12 protein-coding genes are annotated in these 19207 nt (G+C 39.9%); 7 read left to right on the top strand and 5 right to left on the bottom strand.

Features of this window, described 5'->3' with window-relative positions; genetic code table 11:
• The first annotated feature begins 630 nt into the window (after nt 1-630).
• From AW165_RS01385 to AW165_RS01395, 3 genes are all read left to right on the top strand, one after another.
• Nucleotides 631-2190: a peptide MFS transporter gene (locus tag AW165_RS01385; RefSeq protein ID WP_081410485.1), complete on the top strand. Its 1560-nt coding sequence runs from the start codon at nt 631-633 to the stop codon at nt 2188-2190.
• On the top strand, nt 2187-3989 hold the full coding sequence (locus AW165_RS01390) for an aminopeptidase P family protein (RefSeq protein ID WP_060464764.1): 1803 nt from the start codon (nt 2187-2189) through the stop codon (nt 3987-3989). The genes AW165_RS01385 and AW165_RS01390 overlap by 4 nt, the downstream gene beginning before the upstream one ends.
• A 297-nt stretch (nt 3990-4286) precedes the next feature.
• Nucleotides 4287-4871, top strand: a complete 585-nt coding sequence (locus AW165_RS01395; RefSeq protein ID WP_000925676.1) for an anthranilate synthase component II — start codon at nt 4287-4289, stop codon at nt 4869-4871.
• 96 nt (nt 4872-4967) lie between these two features.
• On the opposite strand, the gene AW165_RS01400 is transcribed toward AW165_RS01395, so the two are convergent.
• A complete protein-coding gene (locus tag AW165_RS01400) occupies nt 4968-7733 on the bottom strand; it encodes a M1 family metallopeptidase (protein WP_081410486.1) in 2766 nt (921 codons plus the stop codon).
• A 13-nt stretch (nt 7734-7746) separates the two neighbouring features.
• Nucleotides 7747-10479 (bottom strand): TonB-dependent receptor plug domain-containing protein, encoded by a 2733-nt coding sequence (locus AW165_RS01405; RefSeq protein ID WP_060464766.1) that lies wholly within the window; start codon nt 10477-10479, stop codon nt 7747-7749.
• Between the two features lie 357 nt (nt 10480-10836).
• On the opposite strand from AW165_RS01405, the gene trpD reads away from it, so the two are divergent.
• The 3 genes from trpD to AW165_RS01420 are packed head-to-tail and all read left to right on the top strand — an operon-like array spanning nt 10837 to nt 13407.
• Nucleotides 10837-11886 (top strand): anthranilate phosphoribosyltransferase, encoded by a 1050-nt coding sequence (trpD, locus tag AW165_RS01410; protein WP_002118605.1) that lies wholly within the window; start codon nt 10837-10839, stop codon nt 11884-11886.
• 9 nt (nt 11887-11895) lie between these two features.
• Nucleotides 11896-12702 carry an indole-3-glycerol phosphate synthase TrpC gene (trpC, locus tag AW165_RS01415; RefSeq protein WP_032035720.1) on the top strand — a complete coding sequence of 269 codons (807 nt, stop codon included), beginning with the start codon at nt 11896-11898 and terminating at the stop codon, nt 12700-12702.
• Between the two features lie 9 nt (nt 12703-12711).
• Nucleotides 12712-13407: a Smr/MutS family protein gene (locus AW165_RS01420; protein WP_014207268.1), complete on the top strand. Its 696-nt coding sequence runs from the start codon at nt 12712-12714 to the stop codon at nt 13405-13407.
• A gap of 10 nt (nt 13408-13417) precedes the next feature.
• Here AW165_RS01420 and xdhC read toward each other — a convergent pair whose 3' ends face one another.
• Genes xdhC through xdhA form a run of 3 tightly spaced genes read right to left on the bottom strand, consistent with a single transcriptional unit; the run spans nt 13418 to nt 18284 of the window.
• Entirely contained in the window at nt 13418-14401 is a 984-nt protein-coding gene (xdhC, locus tag AW165_RS01425) for a xanthine dehydrogenase accessory protein XdhC (RefSeq protein ID WP_060464767.1), read from the bottom strand.
• Nucleotides 14402-14407: 6 nt separating this feature from the next.
• Nucleotides 14408-16783 (bottom strand): xanthine dehydrogenase molybdopterin binding subunit, encoded by a 2376-nt coding sequence (gene xdhB / locus AW165_RS01430; protein WP_060464768.1) that lies wholly within the window; start codon nt 16781-16783, stop codon nt 14408-14410.
• A gap of 1 nt (nt 16784) precedes the next feature.
• Nucleotides 16785-18284 carry a xanthine dehydrogenase small subunit gene (gene xdhA, locus AW165_RS01435; RefSeq protein ID WP_060464769.1) on the bottom strand — a complete coding sequence of 500 codons (1500 nt, stop codon included), beginning with the start codon at nt 18282-18284 and terminating at the stop codon, nt 16785-16787.
• Between the two features lie 261 nt (nt 18285-18545).
• Here xdhA and folE point away from each other — a divergent pair, with 261 nt between their 5' ends.
• The gene (gene folE, locus AW165_RS01440) at nt 18546-19094 is read left to right on the top strand and encodes a GTP cyclohydrolase I FolE (protein ID WP_002118643.1); all 549 of its coding nucleotides are present in this window, start codon (nt 18546-18548) and stop codon (nt 19092-19094) included.
• Nucleotides 19095-19207: the final 113 nt, after the last annotated feature.

Consider the following 19207-nt stretch of genomic DNA (forward strand, 5'->3'; position numbering starts at 1 on the left):
CCCTTGTCTTGAACCCATTATACTGTTTGCATAGTTAAATGCACCATATTCAGACATTTTCAAATTATGGCATACAAGAATAGCTCGCAATCGCCCTAATTTAGTGCAAAATTGTTGCGCTAATATGAATCACCGCATCAATATCTAACAGTAATTTGTGATCATAATACTTTCTTATATAGAAATCTGACTTTCTTACTGTAATCCTTAAAAATAATAATCTATTCCCGATAGAACTATTAATCTCTAAATTAGACGATGTTATCTACAATATGCCCTTGCCAAAAAAGTTTGAACATAAATACGATTTCTAAGTAACTCTACACAATTTTTTTAAATAATATCAATTACCACTCTTCACTGCCCATCCATAGAAAGGTTGAGATTTTAAAGTGCTAATTTAATTTTTCTCATCGTAGTTTTACGCTAGGGCTAGCCTGATCAGCTTTGGTGCACCAAGAGGAATCTTTTCGACTGATAATTTCAACTTTCTAATTTTTTACCATTTGTTATATACCTTTTTTATACATGACCAACTTGCTTTTTCATTTTAAAAAATCTAAAAAATAAAACATAACTTTTTTTTATAATTAAACAAACTAAAAGTTTTGTTTTATCTAAACTACAAATATGTTCAAAGGATTTGAAATGAAGCATGAACTCGAACAATATGACAGAGCTTTTTTCGGCCATCCAAAACCATTAAAAACTTTATTTTTTACAGAGCTTTGGGAAAGATTTTCTTATTATGGTATTCGGCCTTTACTCGTTCTTTATATGATTGCAATGGTTAATGACGGTGGTTTAGGTCTTGACCGTCCAACTGCAGCCGCAATTGTTGGGTTATTCGCTGGATCTATGTATTTAATGACTGTTTTTGGTGGCTGGATTGCCGATAACTGGTTAGGTCAGGCACGATCGGTCTGGTATGGTTCTATTATTATAGCACTAGGTCATTTATCTATTGCTCTCACTACCATTTTTGATCAATTCTTTTTTTATTTCGGTTTAGTCCTTATTGTTTTAGGTACCGGATTATTTAAAACCTGTATTTCAGTGATTGTCGGAACGTTATATAAAGCTCAAGATAGTAGGCGCGATGCTGGTTTTTCCATTTTTTACATGGGGATTAATTTAGGTTCTTTTATTGCTCCTCTTCTTACAGGCTTATTAGCACGTGATCATAACTGGCACTTAGGTTTTGGAATTGGTGGCCTTGGGATGTTAGTTGCATTACTTATTTTTCGTGTATTGGCTGTTCCTCAGTTACAAACTTTTAATGAGTTACGTCAAGAAAATGACAATTGGAATAAACCTGTCGTAGAAAATAAAAATGCGCCTAAAATTGTATTTAGCTTTTTATTTGCAGTTGCAGTCATTATTACGCTTACCTTATTTGGTGTCATTCATATTAATCCGGTCGCGGTAGCAACTTATTTAACAGTTGGGATTGGCATCGGCATTATTGCTTACTTTGCTTATTTATTACTTTTCTTGAATTTAGAGCAGCATGACAAATTTAAAATTATTATTTGTTTTGTTTTATTAGCAGCCTCTGCCCTATTCTGGTCAGCTTTTGAACAAAAGCCCACAACTTTTACTTTATTTGCACAAGACTATACAGATCGTATGTTTTTTGGATTTGAGATTCCAACTGTATGGTTTGAATCAATTAATGCCCTATTTATTATTATTTTTGCCCCAGTTGCAGCATGGCTTTGGGCAAGACTAGGTAAATCAAATAAAGACCCAAGCTATATCAGCAAATTTATTATTGCATTGTTATTCGCAGCAGGTGGCTTTCTTGTTATGTCTTTTGCTAGTCGTTTCGCAATTGCTGGCGGGCTAGTTTCACCATTTTGGTTAGTAGGAACTTTATTTTTACTTACCATAGGAGAACTTTGTTTAAGCCCAATTGGGCTATCAACCATGACTAAACTTGCACCTGATGTCATACGCGGTCAAATTATGGGGCTATGGTTTACTGGCACAGCTTTAGGTAATCTCATCGCTGGTCTTATTGGCGGGCATGTATCAGCAGATAATATTGATCATTTACCGAATCTCTTTATGCGATGCGTTTTGGCATTAGTCGTTGGTGCAATCGTGTTATTTTTATTAAAGAAACCTATTAATAGATTAATGAACAAAAGTACCAGTAAAGTTCAACCTGAGTTGGAAACTATATGAGCGTTTTAACTGTTCCAGAAAAACTTGAGAAACTTCGTCAACTCATGCGCAATCAGCATATTGATGCTTTGATTGTGATGAGTGCCGATCCACATATGTCAGAATATTTACCAGACTACTGGAAAGCAAGGCAGTGGTTAAGCGGTTTTAGTGGTTCGGTTGGTACACTCGTCGTGACCCAAAACTTTGCTGGTCTCTGGGCGGATGGTCGCTATTGGGTACAAGCCGAGCAACAACTCGCTGAAACTGGCTTTCAATTACAAAAACTAACCAGTGATGAAACTTCAACACATCTCGCTTGGATTGAGAAAAATTTACCAACTGGTTCGGTCATTTCAGTAAATGGCCAAACATTATCCATTCAACAATTTAAGGCGCTCGAACATACTGCACGACTTAATCACTATAAACTTGAAACCCAGCAAGATTTAGTTGGAGAGATTTGGGTAGACCGTCCAGAACTTCCATCAGAAAAAATCCATTTGATGCCTGAAGGGTTAAATGCCCTCTCTCGTAAAGAAAAAATTCAGGCAATTCGCGAGAGCTTAGCTAACAAGAATATTGCGGGTCATTTTATTTCATCTTTAGATGATATTGCATGGGTCTTAAATGCACGTGGACAAGATGTAGAGTATAACCCTGTATTCCTTTCACATTTGTATATCAGTACTCAACAGGCTGTTTTATTCATTGATAGCAACAAAGTTGATTCAACCTCTCAACAAGCTTTCAAAGCTGATGACATTGAGATTCGTGACTACGAAGATACAGCTAAGTTTTTATCGAATATTTCTGATACCTCGGTACTTTTAGATCCAGCCAAAGTCTCGATTTTTCATGAACAGGCTATCGCAAAAGATATTCAGGTTGTCTACGACATCAACCCAAGTACACTTTTTAAATCGCGTAAGCATGAAAGCGAAATTGCGCATATCCGTCACGCAATGGTTAAAGATGGAGTCGCGCTTTGCCACTTTTTTCACTGGTTAGAGAAAGCCCTTCATCATGGTGAAAGCATTTCAGAACTCACTATTGATGAGAAGATTACAGCTTGCCGTGCTGAGCAAAACGGATTTATAGGCCCAAGTTTTTCAACGATTGCTGGCTTTAATGCTAATGGTGCTTTACCTCACTACCGTGCAACTGAAGAGCACTATTCATTTATTGAAGGCGATGGCCTATTACTGATTGACTCTGGCGGGCAGTATGTTGATGGAACAACGGATATTACCCGTGTTGTTCCTGTAGGAACGCCAACAGAGCAACAAAAACGTGACTATACTCTGGTTTTAAAATGTCACATTGCTTTGGCAAAAACGATTTATCCAGAAGGTTTAGCTGCACCACTACTCGATTCAATTTGTCGCCATACTTTATGGCAATATGGTTTAGATTATCGCCATGGCACAGGTCACGGTGTAGGCTTTGCACTTAACGTTCATGAAGGTCCGCAAGTTCTTTCTTATTACGCGCCTATACATGCCTATAGTAAGTTGCGTGAAGGAATGATTCTCTCTAATGAACCGGGCTTATACCATGAAGGACAATACGGCATTCGTATTGAAAATCTGGTTGCAAACAGACTTCACTCAGGGTTTGAGAAAACCTACGGCGATTTCTTAGAATTTGAAACGCTAACCCTTTGCCCGATTCATTTAGATTGTATCATCGTTGACATGCTAACGAATGAAGAGAAAGACTGGTTAAATGGTTACCATCAAACTGTTCAAGAAAGACTGGCCGAACATTTATCTGGCGATGTTTTAGATTGGCTGATCTATAACACACGTAAGATTTAATCTTCTTGTATGACCAAGGCAGAATAGTTTTTTATTTTTAAGAAAAGCTTATTCTGCCTTAATTGTACTTATATATCATCTCAAAAAGGCTCACCTCTCAAAGTCTTTTTTTCTGCAAATTTCTAACGAATGAAATAGTTAAACTGGTTACTTCTTTTTTTGTTATATTAGCCGCTTAGAAAGTGGCTTTTTATTTTTTAATCAATAAATGTTCTTTCTAAAAAGTGAGTATTAATGTGAGTAACCACTCTAATCACTTATTAAATATATATTAATTATTATGAGGTTAAGTTCATCATGCTTCTAATGATCGACAATTACGACTCTTTTACCTACAACATCGTCCAATACTTTGGCGAGTTGAATCAGGAAGTAAAAGTAGTTCGCAATGATCAAGTCACATTAGAGGATATTGAACGATGGCAACCTAAATATCTCGTGATTGGTCCTGGCCCTTGCTCTCCAAGTGAAGCTGGTATTTCAATTCCTGCAATTAACCACTTTGCAGGAAAAATTCCTTTGCTTGGCGTGTGTTTAGGGCATCAAAGTATTGGGCAAGCTTTTGGCGGAAAAATTGTAAGAGCCAAAACGGTAATGCATGGACGTTTATCTGACATGTACCATAGCAATAAAGGTATTTTCAGTAATCTTCCTAGCCCTTTCTCGGCAACTCGTTATCATTCATTAGTGATTGATCAGCAAACACTACCTGACTGTCTTGAAGTAACGTGCTGGACTAATGAAGCAGATGGCTCAATGGAAGAAATCATGGGTGTTAAACATAAGACACTTCCTGTTGAAGGCGTGCAATTCCATCCCGAGTCGATCTTGAGTCAACATGGCCATCAAATCTTTAAAAACTTTTTAGATATATATGCATAAGGCAGCCGTAAATAGATTGTTTTAAAAGTAATTTGATAAGAATCCTTAATAAAAAAGCCAACTAAGATCAGTTGGCTTTTTTTATGGCTGAATCAATTACAACTTTAACTGCTGCACAATCGATCCATCTTGTTTTGCCACCAAAGATTCGCAGAGTTGAATTCGCTCTTTGGTCTGTTTCAATCCTCTTTCCACCCCGACCAATTCTTTAGTTCGTGGTGCAAAAAAGTCATTTAACTGCGCCGCTTGTTGTTGGGTACATGCTGCCCCACTAAACATTGCAGGGAAACGCCCAGCTGAAGATTTACCTAAACGATCAAACACAGCGTCATGATTTACCTTAAACCAAGACCATAAGCCACCTTGTTCATCTCCATAATTATTGATTGAGTTGACCACGGTACGAACTTCACCGACTTTAACACGCGGGTTTAAAATCAACTGACGGGCTTGTTGGCGCGTTGCGTCTTGGTTTGCTGAACCTAAAGCGGTAAGTATTGCAAGACGTTGTGTCGGTTGAGTCACGCGTTGTAACTCTCCAGACAATCGGTCAAAAGCTGGTTGACCTTTTTCTTGTACACGTACTGCTAAAATGGTTGGCAATAATTCAGGTGTTACTTGCGCAAAATTAAGCTGCTTTTGAGCAAAGAGAGTATCTGACTGTTTTAACAGTTGTGTACGAACTTCTGAAACTTGAATATCTAAAGCAAGAAATCTAACCAACTCACTACGCCATAAACTGTCTTCAGCTGGTTCACCTGTTTTGCTGACATAACCCAACTGATTTAATTTAGGTAAATATAAATTAGCTAAGACTTTTCTAAAATGTTCACGTTCAGCTTCTGTTTTCAATACATGACGATAAATCGTACTTAACTGGGAAAACAGCGCTGTACTAATTTGTCGGCTATTTGAATTGGCAAATTTCTTCGCAGCATCTACGACAGCCAATAAATTAATATCACCGTGGTTAAAAGCAGCTGAAATCGCGTAGGCGTAGGCCAACTGTTCAGTATTAGAAAGCTTTTCTGTAGCAGCAGTCAGACGAGTAAACTCTTTTTGTGGCAAACTAAATTGGTAATATCCTGCCGCATCTGCATTTGGAATATACCAACTGCCAAGGCTAGCACCTTTGAGTTCAATCTTGGCTTCTGCTTGATCTACCAATTCACATTGCACTTTACTACCTGCATTTGGAACTTCATAACGTACACATAAAGGTACACCCCACAGGCTTCTTGCATCACCTTTTGAACCCACAGGTAAGTAACGGCTTTGCTTCACATTTAAAAAGACTTTATTGCCTTCTTGCTGTAATGCGGTGTTAATTAAAGGCACACCAGGTTGATCAAGGAAACTTTTCATCGCTCTGGCAAAACGCTCACCTTGTCCAGACTGCTCTGCTAAAGCGCTAATTAAATCATTGGCTGTCGCATTACCATATTGGTGCTTATTAATATAATTGCGTACCCCTTGTTTGAATTTTTCCTCACCTAAGTAGCTTTCAAACATATTTAAAACAGCTGCACCTTTTTGATAAGTGATGCCATCAAAAGCCGTTTGAATATCGGCATTGCTTAAAATAGGTTGACGAATACGGCGCACACTCACCAAGCTATCACTTTTCATCGCATCGGCAGTATCTGCAATACGTTCTAGGTCAGCATTAAATTCCGGATGTAATTTTTGAGTGATTTTACTTTGCATCCATGTCGCAAAAGATTCATTTAGCCATAAATCATCCCACCACGGCATCGTGACGACATCACCAAACCATTGATGCGCCAGCTCATGTGCATTGACATTAAATGAATTCTGTACAAAAGAGACTGGCGAGTCCTTATCTAGCAACATCAAGTAATCTCTAAAAGTAATTAGCCCTGGGTTTTCCATTGCACCAGCGGCAAAGTCTGGTGCTGCCAGTAAATCTAGCTTGTCAAATGGATAACCAAAGGCAAAATAATCTTCTAAAGTTTTTAAAATGGCTGGCGTTTCAGATAAGGCATGCTGCATTTTTTCAGCTTTTACATCGGGTGCAATACCACGTAGCTGGATAGACTGCTTACGCCATGAAGTTGCACCAATATCAGGCCCTTTTTGTAATTGCCAAGGTCCGACAGCCAACGCAAGTAAATAAGTGGGTAGTGGTTTAGTTTGTGCAAAACTGAGTGTTTTCCAACCTGACTTATCTGCTTGCTCAGATGTTTGTTGGGTATTGGCAAAACCTGAATATTTGCTTGGAATCGTCAAACGAATATTAAACGGCGTTTTAAAACGTGGCTCATCAAATGACGGAAATGACTGGCGTGCACTAATTGCTTCCATTTGAGTCATCACATAAGGTTTACCCTCAAACTCGATTTTATAAATACCGTCAAGTTGCTGGTCATACGCTGCATTAAAATCTAGAACAAGTTGATACTGTCCTGCGGGCAAGGTCTTGGCAAATTTAATTTTACTCACCCCATCTACTTCAGAGGCTTGCTCATATTTTGCTTTGGTTTTGACGCCCTCTGCCGATGTGATATTCACATCTTTCACCGTCAAAGATTTACCATGAATCCAGATGTGATCTGTGGCTTGAGCCAGTTTTAGATGAATCGTAGTTTTACCGGTATAGCCTTTTTGTGCGGGATCAATCTTAAAATCTAAATCATAAGATTCGGGTACGACCCACTCGGGTAATTTACCAATCGGGATTTGTTCACTGTTATTCGATGCAAAAATCTGTGTCGCAGATAAAGATAATAATGTTGTAAGTAGCAATCTTTTTTTAAATGAAGGCTTGACCAGCATAAGGGGTTTTATCCTCTGTAGTTTTAAATAAAAAGATGCAGCAAATGCTGTACCACTTCGCTGCATCCATACATCATTCTTAGAATTTATAGTTAAACTCCAACCAACCTTGACGGCCAAATGGTGAATATGATCCTACCGGATAATACGGCCAACCGCCTGTGTCATCTCGTTTCACTTTGTCAAACAGGTTATTAATAATGATTGAAGCAGACGCTTTTGGAGAGATTTGATAAGTACCGCTCCAGTTCACTAAATACGTTGGGCTTAGATAGGCAGTCTGGTCGCCGTTTGGAATTTTGCCATAACGATTAACTAATACTGTTGATGCCCAATCACCAAAGCTCCAGCTGAGACTGGTATTAAAACGGTCACGCCAATCAGGAATGGTTAAATCTTTTAAATAGTCATCTTTCTCGCCATCTTTTGATTGTTGATATTCATGTTCTAGTACACGGCTATAATTGATCGTCCAGAGAAAGTTACCAAAGCTCTCTGTTTTCCAGCGCCATCTGCTAGTGAAATCAATCCCACGGGTATGGTCTGATGCAGCATTAATCGGAACAATATTAATATTCTTAATCACATTTGGATCGACAACTGCATTTGCAGGGTTACGCTCTACACGTGCCAATGCATCAATACAAGCTGCAGAGTTAATATCTTGGTTGCCTAAACGACAATCTGCCTCTAAACGTAGAATTTTATCTTCACTTAAATTGGTCACAAGATTATCAATTTTGATATCCCAGTAATCGATGCTGATATCAAATTTATTGGTTGGTGACCAAACAAAACCTGCACCATAAGATTTACCCTCTTCAGGTTTCAGCTCTTTGTTTCCAGTTAAAGTATAGTTCGCCCCAGGCGAGTAATCTTTAAAGCTACATTTATCTAAAGGTTGTCCCGTTTGGCTACAACGTAAATAATCGGTCGTACTTGCGAAATAACCTTTTTGCTTATTTAAGAACAGATAGTTCATATCTGGTGCACGAAAGCTAGTCGCGTAGTTACCGCGCACCAATAAAGTCGGATGTGGTCTAAACTCGAGACCCGAACCGAAAGTTAACTTATCAATGCTGTTATCTGACAAAGCATAACGGTCATAACGTCCAGACAGCGTTAAATTTAATGGTTTCGCTAAAGGCAAGAATAATTCTGCACCAAGTGCTTGGCGTGTACGAGTGCCACTATATTCGCCACTAGAACTCGCATTATAAAACTCACCATTTTCAAGTGCCTGATCTGGCTTAATTGAAAAGCCTTGACGCCCAATTTCAGCCACTGCTGCAAGTTTGGCAGTTCCCGCAGGTAACTTAAACACATCACCATTCGCACTTAAGGTTAAACTTTGTGCCCATGACTTATCTTTTTCTTTTGTTGTGCCCGAAATACTTTCAAATTCACTTGCTGTTAGTGGTCGACTTAAACGATCTAAATGAGGGGAATAAATAGGAATACCATCTGCATCTGTGCCAAGTTGCTGACCTAAGAAGTACTCATCAACATTCGAACGTAATAAGCCTTGGCGGCGTAGCTGACTAGTATAGATGGAACCATTATAGGCCGCCTCATAACTCCAGCTCGTCTCCCCAATATCGCCTCGAATTCCAAAATTTAAATTTGAAGAAAGTTCTTTCCATTTTTTATTTACGCGTTCTACCCCGCCTAATTCTTCAGGTGCAAAACGACGATTCCAAATTTCATAATTTCCCGAATCTTGATTTAGGAAATAACCACTCGATGCGCCTAAAGATGTCCATGTCGGACCACGCGTATTGTTTTCAATTTGATTGGCGCCAATTAAAAAATCGGCAAACAATTGAGTTTTATCATTTAACTCATAGTCTAAACCGAGATAACCATTTTGACTGCGGTTTTGGGTTTGGACCGTCCAATAGGTTGGTCGTGCCAAACCACTAGCACAATTGTCTGCACCAGCTTGTCCTATATTACTGACTGAACCTTTGAATAAACCATTAAAGGCCTGACACCCACCAATGGAAAGATATTTTCCAGTATTGGCATTTTTACGACCTACAACCGTATCTGGTTTTTCTCCCAAACGAGTTCGGCTCGACATAAAATCTCGATCGGCTGCCCAAATCGGTTCACGGCCACTGAGTTCAACCCCATAAACAAGGCTGAGCTTGTCTAAAGTTTTACTACCACTCAGTTGTAAACGTAAGTTTTCACCGCCTTCTTTTGTTCCGCCTGCCTTAATATTAAATTGAGTACCGTCTGTTTTCTTTTTTAGAATGATATTCACAACACCTGCGATTGCATCTGAACCATAAATTGCAGAGGCACCACCGTTTAATATTTCAATACGATCAATAATAGCAGTTGGAATATTGGCTAAATTTACGAAATTGACAGAGCCATCATAAGGTACAGGATAGTCTGCAACCCGATGTCCATTAATCAAAGTCAAAGTATGATTCGGTCCTAAGCCTCGTAAGCTAATAGCGTTAGCCGCAGGTGTAAAAGTATTTCCATAATCGGCACCTTGTACAAAACCCGTGTTCTGCGTCAAATTATTGAGTGCATCAAATGCATTACTAAAACCTTGTTTTTCAATATCGGCTGCGGTAATTATGGTCACACTAGTCGGGCCATCTTTTTGTGCTTTTGAAATCCGAGACCCTGTCACAGCAACACGGACTACTTTATCTGTTTTAGCTTGCTTTTGTGGTTGCTCTACAGCTTCTTGCGCATAGCTTTCTAGTGGATGAAACAGTGCAACAAATACAAAAATAAATGAGCGCTTATTTTTTAAAGCTCCTACATATTTCAAGTTATTTAAATACATATTTATTAATAGACAAAATAAAGATCGCCCTACTATATCCACTTTTATTTGGCTGATTTATACGCATTTTTCCTAGATATATTTATGTTTAAGATATACCAAATGGTTAATTATTTATCATAAAAACTCACAACAAACTAAAACCTTTTTCAATGAATAAATTCTGTTTATTAATCAAACTAAAGTAATAAACCAGCAAATTTTTTAAAACTCGTATCGAACAACAAAAATCTTTGGTTATTTTCTGCTAACATAGCTCCCCGTAGCTAGTGAAACATGGAACGCAACAAGCTGAACATCCCACTCTTGATCAACTTCACCTAAAAATTTTAATCATTAATGCTGTAAATCATGACTATGAATATCCAACAGGCGCTCAACCACATTACCAAGAACATTCATTTGACTCAGCCTCAAATGGAAGAAATTATGCGCAGCATCATGCAAGGTGAGGCAACCGAAGCACAAATTGGTGCTTTAATGATGGGCCTACGCATGAAAGGTGAAAGCATTGACGAAATGACAGCTGCTGCACGTGTCATGCGCGAATTTGCGATCAAGATCGATGTAAGCGATATCAAACACTTGGTTGATATTGTGGGTACTGGTGGTGATGGCCAAAATTTATTTAACGTCTCTACAGCCTCAAGCTTTGTCATTGCAGCAGCAGGTGCAACCATTGCAAAACATGGTAACCGTGGCGTTTCAAGTAAATCAGGCTCATCAGACCTACTTGAACAAGCAGGTATTCATCTTGATTTAGATATGCAACAAACCGAACGCTGCATCCGTGAAATGGGTGTAGGTTTCTTGTTTGCTCCAAACCATCATAAAGCCATGAAATACGCTGCTGGACCACGTCGTGAACTTGGCATTCGAAGTATTTTTAATTTACTCGGCCCACTGACCAATCCAGCTGGTGTAAAACGCTTTGTAATTGGTGTGTTCTCAGATGAACTGTGTCGCCCAATTGCCGAAGTGATGAAACAACTAGGTGCTGAACACGTGATGGTTGTTCATTCAAAAGATGGTCTTGATGAAATCAGTCTTGCTGCTCCTACTGCTATTGCCGAACTCAAAGATGGTGAAATTACTGAGTGGACGCTTAATCCTGAAGATGTGGGAATTGAGTCGCAAACTTTAAGTGGTTTGGTTGTCGCTGATGCAACAGCAAGTCTAAAGTTAATTAAAGATGCTTTAAGCAAAAATAAATCCGATATTGGTGAAAAAGCAGCAAACATGATTGCGCTTAATGCAGGTGCAGGCATCTATGTGGCGGGCATTACCAAAACTTATGCTCAGGCTGTTACATTCGCTCAAGATATTATCTATGGCGGACAGGCTTTAGAAAAAATGAGTGTTTTGGCTGAATTTACCAAAACATTAAAGCAATCTCAGGCAGATTAAGGATTTCTCATGATTAATATTCAAAATACCATTTTAGGTAAAATTGTTGACCGTAAACATGAGGAACTTGCTGCGCGTTTAAAACAACGTAATTTGCAAGATGTTGAAGAACTAGCAAAAGCTGCGACTCCAGTTCGAGGCTTTGCAAATGCTTTAAAACATAAACGCCCTGGTGTGATTGCTGAAATTAAAAAAGCGTCTCCATCAAAAGGAATCATTCGCGCAGACTTTAATCCTGCCGAAATTGCCCAGCAATATGAACAAGCTGGAGCAGCATGTCTATCGGTACTGACCGATGTTGATTTCTTTCAGGGAGCAGATGAAAATATTGCGATTGCTCGCAATCATTGTGCCCTCCCTGCTTTACGTAAAGACTTTCTGATTGACCCATATAATGTAGTTGAAGCTCGTGCTTTGCATGCTGACTGTATTTTATTAATTGTTGCTTGCTTGTCTGACCAGCAACTTGAAGAAATGTCTAAAACTGCGTTTGAGCATCAACTTGATGTATTGGTTGAAGTTCATGACGAAGAAGAAATGGAACGCGCTTTAAAGCTTTCTGAGCAATGTTTATTAGGCGTGAATAACCGTAATTTAAAAACGTTTGATGTAGATTTAAATACATCCATTCGATTGAAAAAATTACTTCCGACCTCACGTTTATTAATTACTGAAAGCGGTATTGCGACACCAGATGATGTACATATGATGCAAGAGCATGATATTCACAGCTTCTTGGTGGGCGAAAGTTTTATGAAACAACCTCGTCCAGATCAAGCTTTTACTGCCCTTTTTGGACAACCCCAAACGGTTTAATGAAGATATATGAGTAATAAAGATTCATCGCTTTCTAAAGAGCAACAGAAGTTATTGAAGCAATTTAAAAAGCAAATCTCCAATCCTCATTCAAGCAAAATCACAAATCAGCCTGAGACTAAAAAATCTCAGGCTGAGTCTGAAGAATTGGAAGATACCCATCTGTTTCAACAGGCTGTTGCAGGTGTAAAACGCATCAACAATAGCAATGTTGCCGATGTAAAAATACCTCGTGCCAGAAAAGTCGATGCACAAACGCTAGCGAAACGTGCAGCTGCCGAAGGTGGCCGTGATACCGAACATGCTGAGTTATCAGATACGCAAGCTGCTTTAAATCCGGTCGCAAGCCAAGCAACTTTGAGCTATCGCATTGCGACTCTTCAACATAAAGTTTTTGAAGATTTAAAAGCAGGCAAGATGCGCTGGTTTGAAGCTGTAGATTTACATGGCTGTACCATTGAACAAGCACGTGACGCAGTTTTACAAATTATTCAGATGGCAAAAGATGAAAATCAAAATGTCATCAAAATTGTGCATGGTAAAGGCCCAGAAGCGGTCTTAAAAACCTATGTCAATGGATGGTTACGTCAGCATCGTGATGTTTTGGCCTTTGTAAGTGCCCCTGAAAATCAAGGTGGTACCGGCGCTGTTCTCGTGCTGCTTAAACGTGCAGAAAAAAATCCTAAGTTCGAACAAAAAAAATGATCCTTTGGGATCATTTTTTTACATCAAACACCTGCAATAATTGAGCAACCACTGCAACGGCAATCGTTGCAGGTTGTTTCGATGAAATCCCTTCTATCCCGATCGGGCAAACCAAACGTTGCAAAGTTTCCGGAGTATAACCTCGCACCTGCATGCGTTTTTCAAAAATAGCCCTTTTACTTTTTGAGCCAATCATCCCAACATAAGCAAATGGTTTTGCCGTAGGTTTTAAGGCTGTAAAACACAGTTGCAAATCTAGTTGATGATCGTGCGTTAAAATTAAAACTGCACCTGAACGGTCAAAATGCTCAATCTCGGCTTCTAAGGTATCAGTCGTTAAGCATTGCACCTGTTGCAGTAAATCTGGTGGAAAAATATCATCACGCGGATCAATCCATTTCACCCGAACACCAATAGGCAATAAACAACGAACAATTGCTTCACCCACATGCCCTGCACCACAAATCAGTACTTGCATGGCATAAGGCTGAATCTGCTGGCCAAATTGCCATTGCTCACTACTGTCAGAATCAAACTCGAAACTTGGTTGTTGTTCCCTATCCATAGTCTGCCAAGTGGATGCATATTGATGTGAGACGTTACGCCATATATGCCTTCCAGCTCGCCATGCTTGCAAACTCACGGATAAATCCGATGTGACCGTAGCGGGTGATATTTTTTCAAACAATAACCACATTACTCCGCCACAACACTGCCCTAACCGAGCACTGAGGTTAAAGCGTTCAATACGCCTCACACAAGTTTCCTTTTCTTTTAAAATTGCTTTAGCAATATCAATCGCCTGAAACTCTAAATGCCCACCGCCGATCGTATCTGACTGCTGCCATTGCTGTTGCGAATTAAACCGCAATAACATGGTTGCACCAACTTCTCGTGGTGTTGAACCATCAGCGCGGACTACTGTGACCAATACCATAGGCAGAGCATCAACTTGCCACGCTACAAAATCAGTCCACCATTGTAAACGTTGCATAATCTTCTACATTTTAGCCTGTGGGCGAGCAGCCAAAGCTTGTCCCCGTCCAATCGCAATTGCACGTAAAATTTCTTCGGCAGTTGCTGGAGCATTGAGCACGAGCGGAGCTTTTTCGGGAATAGCCGCCTGTACCGCCTGACGAATTGCAGAGAAAACAGATAATGCCAACATAAATGGGGGTTCACCTACCGCTTTGGAGCGGTAAATGGTGTCTGCCTGATTTTGATTATTGAACAGTTTGACATTAAAAATATGAGGAATATCTACACTGGTCGGGATTTTATAAGTTGAAGGCGCATGGGTAAACAAATGGCCTGCGTGTGGTCCATGCGGCTGCCAATACAGCTCTTCTGTCGTAAGCCATCCCATCCCTTGCACAAAACCGCCTTCAATTTGTCCAATATCAATTGCAGGGTTAATTGACTGCCCGACATCATGCAAAATGTCAGCACGTAATACTTTCATTTCCCCAGTTAAGGTATCTATTGCGACCTCACTAACCGCTGCACCATAGGCATAATAGAAAAATGGACGCCCTAAATGGTTGACCTGATCATAGTGAATTTCTGGAGTTTTATAAAAACCACTGTCCCATAGTTGTACACGTGCCATATATGCTCGTTGAACCAAGTCAGGAAATGTCCATGAATGACCATTCGCTGTTGAAACCATACTATCTTCAAACTGGACTTGTTCAGCTTCACTTTGACTTATTTCGGCTGCAAGTTTAGCCAGACGCTCACGAATTTTAATACAGGCATTTTGAACAGCTTTACCGTTTAGATCTGCGCCACTTGATGCTGCAGTTGCCGAAGTATTTGGTACACGAGAAGTATCGGTTGCAATTAAACGAACGCTATCGATTGGTAAACCCAACTCATGTGCAGCGACCTGCCGTACTTTGGTATATAGCCCTTGTCCCATTTCTGTACCACCGTGCGTAATCGCGACAGTGCCATCCATGTAGACATAGACCAGTGCACCTGCCTGATTGTAATGCACGGCGTTAAACGAAATACCAAACATTAATGGGGTTAACGCAATACCACGTTTAATGATGTCATTGTTCTGATTAAAGGCCTGAATAGCCTGTTTGCGTTTCGCATAATCGCTAGTCTGCAATAATTCAGCTACCAATTTTGGCGCAACATTATCACGGACTTCTGCCCCATAGTGCATACGGTCACGTCCAGCACCGGGCTGTTCGGCAAAGAAATTACGTTGACGAATTTCAACCGGGTCACAACCTAAATAACGAGCAATGTCATCAATAATATTTTCAATCACAAACATGCCTTGCGGTCCACCAAAACCACGGTATGCGGTATTAGAAACAGTATTGGTTTTACAACGTAAGTTACGCAACTGAACTGCATTTAGATAATAGGCATTGCCAATATGGCAAATCGCACGTTCATTTACTGGCCCAGAAAGATCAGCCGAAAAACCGCAGTTTGAAGCCAGTTGTACCTTTAAGCCTTGCAGAACACCACTGTCATCAAAAGCTACAGACCACTCATAAGCAAAACCGTGACGTTTGCCTGTAGCACTCATGTCATCGTCACGATCCAAGCGTAATTTACACGGACGACCTGTTTTTTGTGCTGCCAAAGATGCAATGCATGCCCACTGCGCCGACTGTGACTCTTTACCACCAAAACCGCCACCCATACGGCGACTTTCCACACTGACCTGATGCATATTCATGCCTAATGCATGACAAATCAGTAACTGCATTTCGGTTGGATGTTGTGTCGAGCAATAGACTTTTAAACTCTGATTTTCTTGTGGAATCGCATAGGAAATTTGCCCTTCAAGATAAAAATGCTCTTGCCCACCCAGCTCAATGGTTCCAGAAAGTTGATGGGCTGCGTTTTGAAATGCCTGCTCAACTTCACCATGGCTAAATTCAACAGGCGGTAACACCCACGATTCTTTTTCAATTGCATCTTGAATCGTTAAAATTGGGGTTTCGGGCTCATACTCAATTTTTGCCAAGCGAACTGCCTGACGGGCTTGTTGATAACTCTCGGCAACAACCACAAACAAGGCTTGTCCATAAAACTCAACCTGCTCTTCGGCAAAAATTGGGTCATCTTTAACAATCGGCCCCCAATTATTTTCAACCTCAATATCCTTTGCCGAAAAAACTGCATAAACACCTTCAGCCTGACGTACGGCATCCAAATCAAACTTACTGATTTTACCTTTGGCACAACTTGAAAATCCGACCGCCAAATGCATGGTATTTTCAAGCTCGGGTAAATCATCAATATAAGTTGCCTGCCCCGTTACGTGTAAATGCGCGCTCTCATGTGGAATCGAGTCGCCTGCTTTAGCTGATTTTTTAGAAATATTTAAGTCAATGGTTTGATTCATGTTAGATCTCCACCATAGCAATCAAGTCATTCACACGAGTGATCGTTTGAGACAGGATTTTTTCTACATAAAACCGCTGTAAACAGTTTTTTGCGACGTGTAAACGATATGCCGAGCTAGCACGTCCATCATCTAAGGGTTGATAGTCTTGCGACAAGGCCTCTTGTGCCAGAACGATCAATTCTGCTGTAAGTTGCTGACCTTCCAATATGGCTTCTGCATATTTTGCACGTTTGGGAATAGCAGCCATACCACCAAAAGCAATTCTTACATTGTGAGCGACATCATCATTATCTAAATCGCATGAAATGGCTGCACATACCGCAGAAATATCTTGCTCAAAACGTTTGGCAATTTTATAGCTGGCAAATTTAAAACGTGTCTGCCCTTCGCGAAGCGGAATAACAATCGCCTCAACAAACTCACCAAGTCGTAATGCTGTTTTTTGATAGTCTAAATAAAAGTCTTCCAAAGCAATTTCACGGGTCTCTTCACCTACACGCAAAATCAATCGTGTACCTAGTGTAATTAATGCCGGCATTGAATCGCCAATCGGCGAACCATTGGCAATATTTCCACCTAAAGTTCCTGCATTTTTAATCGGCATGGAAGCAAAACGGCGCTGCAATTCTTGAAAGTCGGAATAAAAATCTGAAATTTTAATGAGTGCATCGCTCAAACTTACATTTGCTCCAATCGTTAAAGCATGGTCTGTGACTACAATCTTTTTCAGCTCTTCAACTTGACCGATATAAAGCATATCGCCCAAATCACGGCCCTGCTTTGTGACCCACAAACCTACATCTGTGCTACCTGCAACAATACGTGCTTGCGGCAACTGTAAACGTAAAGTAGCAAAATCCTGCAAAGTCTTGGGTGCAAAAAATTGCTGCTTTTGATCATTCAAATGCAATGCAGGTAATGTTCTGATCTCTTTTAATACATCAATTACTTTTTGACGTTCTAATACAACACGTGGATAGTCATAAGCTTTTTGTGCTGCATCTAAAATAGGGCGATAGCCTGTACAGCGACATAAGTTTCCAGAAAGATAATCACTGATTTTATCTTTGCTTGGAGAATGTTGTTCATTTTCGTACATTGACCACAACGACATGATAAAACCGGGTGTACAAAAACCGCATTGTGAACCATGCATATCAACCATCGCCTGTTGTACCGGATGAAGTGTGCCATCTTGTACAGGCAATAAGCTATGAAGGTCTTCTACTGTAAATAAGGCTTTACCATCTAAAGTGGGTAAAAACTGAATACACGCATTCACACTGCGTAATTGCAGGTTGTCATTGACCAACTCACCAATCACTACTGTACATGCACCACAATCGCCCTCAGCACATCCCTCTTTTGTACCAGTCTGCCTAGTCTTACCAGTTTGGGTATATTCTCGTAGAAATTGTAAAACCGTCATTGTAGGTACTACATTTTCTACTTGCTGCTGACCACCACGAAAAAAGAAGGTGATTGGACGTTCTAACATGTTTTATCCTTGTGCTTTATAATAATGCTTCTGTGCAAATATGATGCCATTACGCGATCATTTAGAACTTACCAATATTAAGCGCACATTTCATGTCCAAACACTTGACTATTAACGATAAAAAACATGAAATTTATTCATCTTTTATTAAGCTTGCGCAAAACCAAAATAAATATAGTGCGAGGATTTATGAACATCAGGTCATGTTTCTGATACAATGCCGAGCTTGTCTAATAGAGTAAATTTATACGTCTTATGTCAATGCAGCAATCGTACGCAAATATCCTGACTGCCGTCGGTGAAGATCTTGATCGTCCCGGCCTTAAAGATACGCCTGTGCGTGCGGCTAAAGCTTTTTCATATTTAACTTCTGGCTATAGTAAAACTTTAGAAGAAGTCACCAATAATGCTGTTTTCCCATCAGATAACCATGAAATGGTATTGGTGAAGAATATTGAATTCTATTCGCTTTGCGAACATCATCTCCTCCCATTCTACGGTCGTGTTCATGTTGCCTATTTACCGGAAGGCAAAGTTCTCGGTCTATCTAAATTTGCACGAATTACCGAGATGTTTGCTCGCCGTTTGCAAATTCAGGAAAATCTGACTCAACAAATCGCAGAAGCTGTCGCAGAAGTGACTGGTGCTCGCGGTGTTGCTGTAGTCATCGATTCAGCACATATGTGTATGATGATGCGTGGTGTAGGTAAACAAGAGTCTACAACCCGTACAGTTTCATTTGTCGGCGATTTTAAAACCGACAAAGAAGCACGTCGTGAATTTTTAAGTGCAGTACCAGAAAGCTATTAATCCAGTTTTACTGCCAAAATAAAAGCCCGACGAAGTTGGGCTTTTTTTATATCTATTTAAAGCACTTAACCAATAAAACATAACAATTAAATTTGGTGATTTTTGTTATAAAA

This window comes from Acinetobacter sp. LMB-5 (assembly GCF_001541635.1).
Taxonomy (GTDB): domain Bacteria; phylum Pseudomonadota; class Gammaproteobacteria; order Pseudomonadales; family Moraxellaceae; genus Acinetobacter; species Acinetobacter pittii.

What these genes read in the sequence shown, in the direction of transcription:
- AW165_RS01385 (WP_081410485.1), top strand. Translation starts at nt 631, where the DNA reads ATGTTCAAAGGATTTGAAATGAAGCATGAACTCGAACAATATGACAGA.
- AW165_RS01390 (WP_060464764.1), top strand. Translation starts at nt 2,187, where the DNA reads ATGAGCGTTTTAACTGTTCCAGAAAAACTTGAGAAACTTCGTCAACTC.
- AW165_RS01395 (WP_000925676.1), top strand. Translation starts at nt 4,287, where the DNA reads ATGCTTCTAATGATCGACAATTACGACTCTTTTACCTACAACATCGTC.
- AW165_RS01400 (WP_081410486.1), bottom strand. Translation starts at nt 7,733, where the DNA reads ATGCAGCGAAGTGGTACAGCATTTGCTGCATCTTTTTATTTAAAACTA.
- AW165_RS01405 (WP_060464766.1), bottom strand. Translation starts at nt 10,479, where the DNA reads ATGTATTTAAATAACTTGAAATATGTAGGAGCTTTAAAAAATAAGCGC.
- trpD (WP_002118605.1), top strand. Translation starts at nt 10,837, where the DNA reads ATGAATATCCAACAGGCGCTCAACCACATTACCAAGAACATTCATTTG.
- trpC (WP_032035720.1), top strand. Translation starts at nt 11,896, where the DNA reads ATGATTAATATTCAAAATACCATTTTAGGTAAAATTGTTGACCGTAAA.
- AW165_RS01420 (WP_014207268.1), top strand. Translation starts at nt 12,712, where the DNA reads ATGAGTAATAAAGATTCATCGCTTTCTAAAGAGCAACAGAAGTTATTG.
- xdhC (WP_060464767.1), bottom strand. Translation starts at nt 14,401, where the DNA reads ATGCAACGTTTACAATGGTGGACTGATTTTGTAGCGTGGCAAGTTGAT.
- xdhB (WP_060464768.1), bottom strand. Translation starts at nt 16,783, where the DNA reads ATGAATCAAACCATTGACTTAAATATTTCTAAAAAATCAGCTAAAGCA.
- xdhA (WP_060464769.1), bottom strand. Translation starts at nt 18,284, where the DNA reads ATGTTAGAACGTCCAATCACCTTCTTTTTTCGTGGTGGTCAGCAGCAA.
- folE (WP_002118643.1), top strand. Translation starts at nt 18,546, where the DNA reads ATGCAGCAATCGTACGCAAATATCCTGACTGCCGTCGGTGAAGATCTT.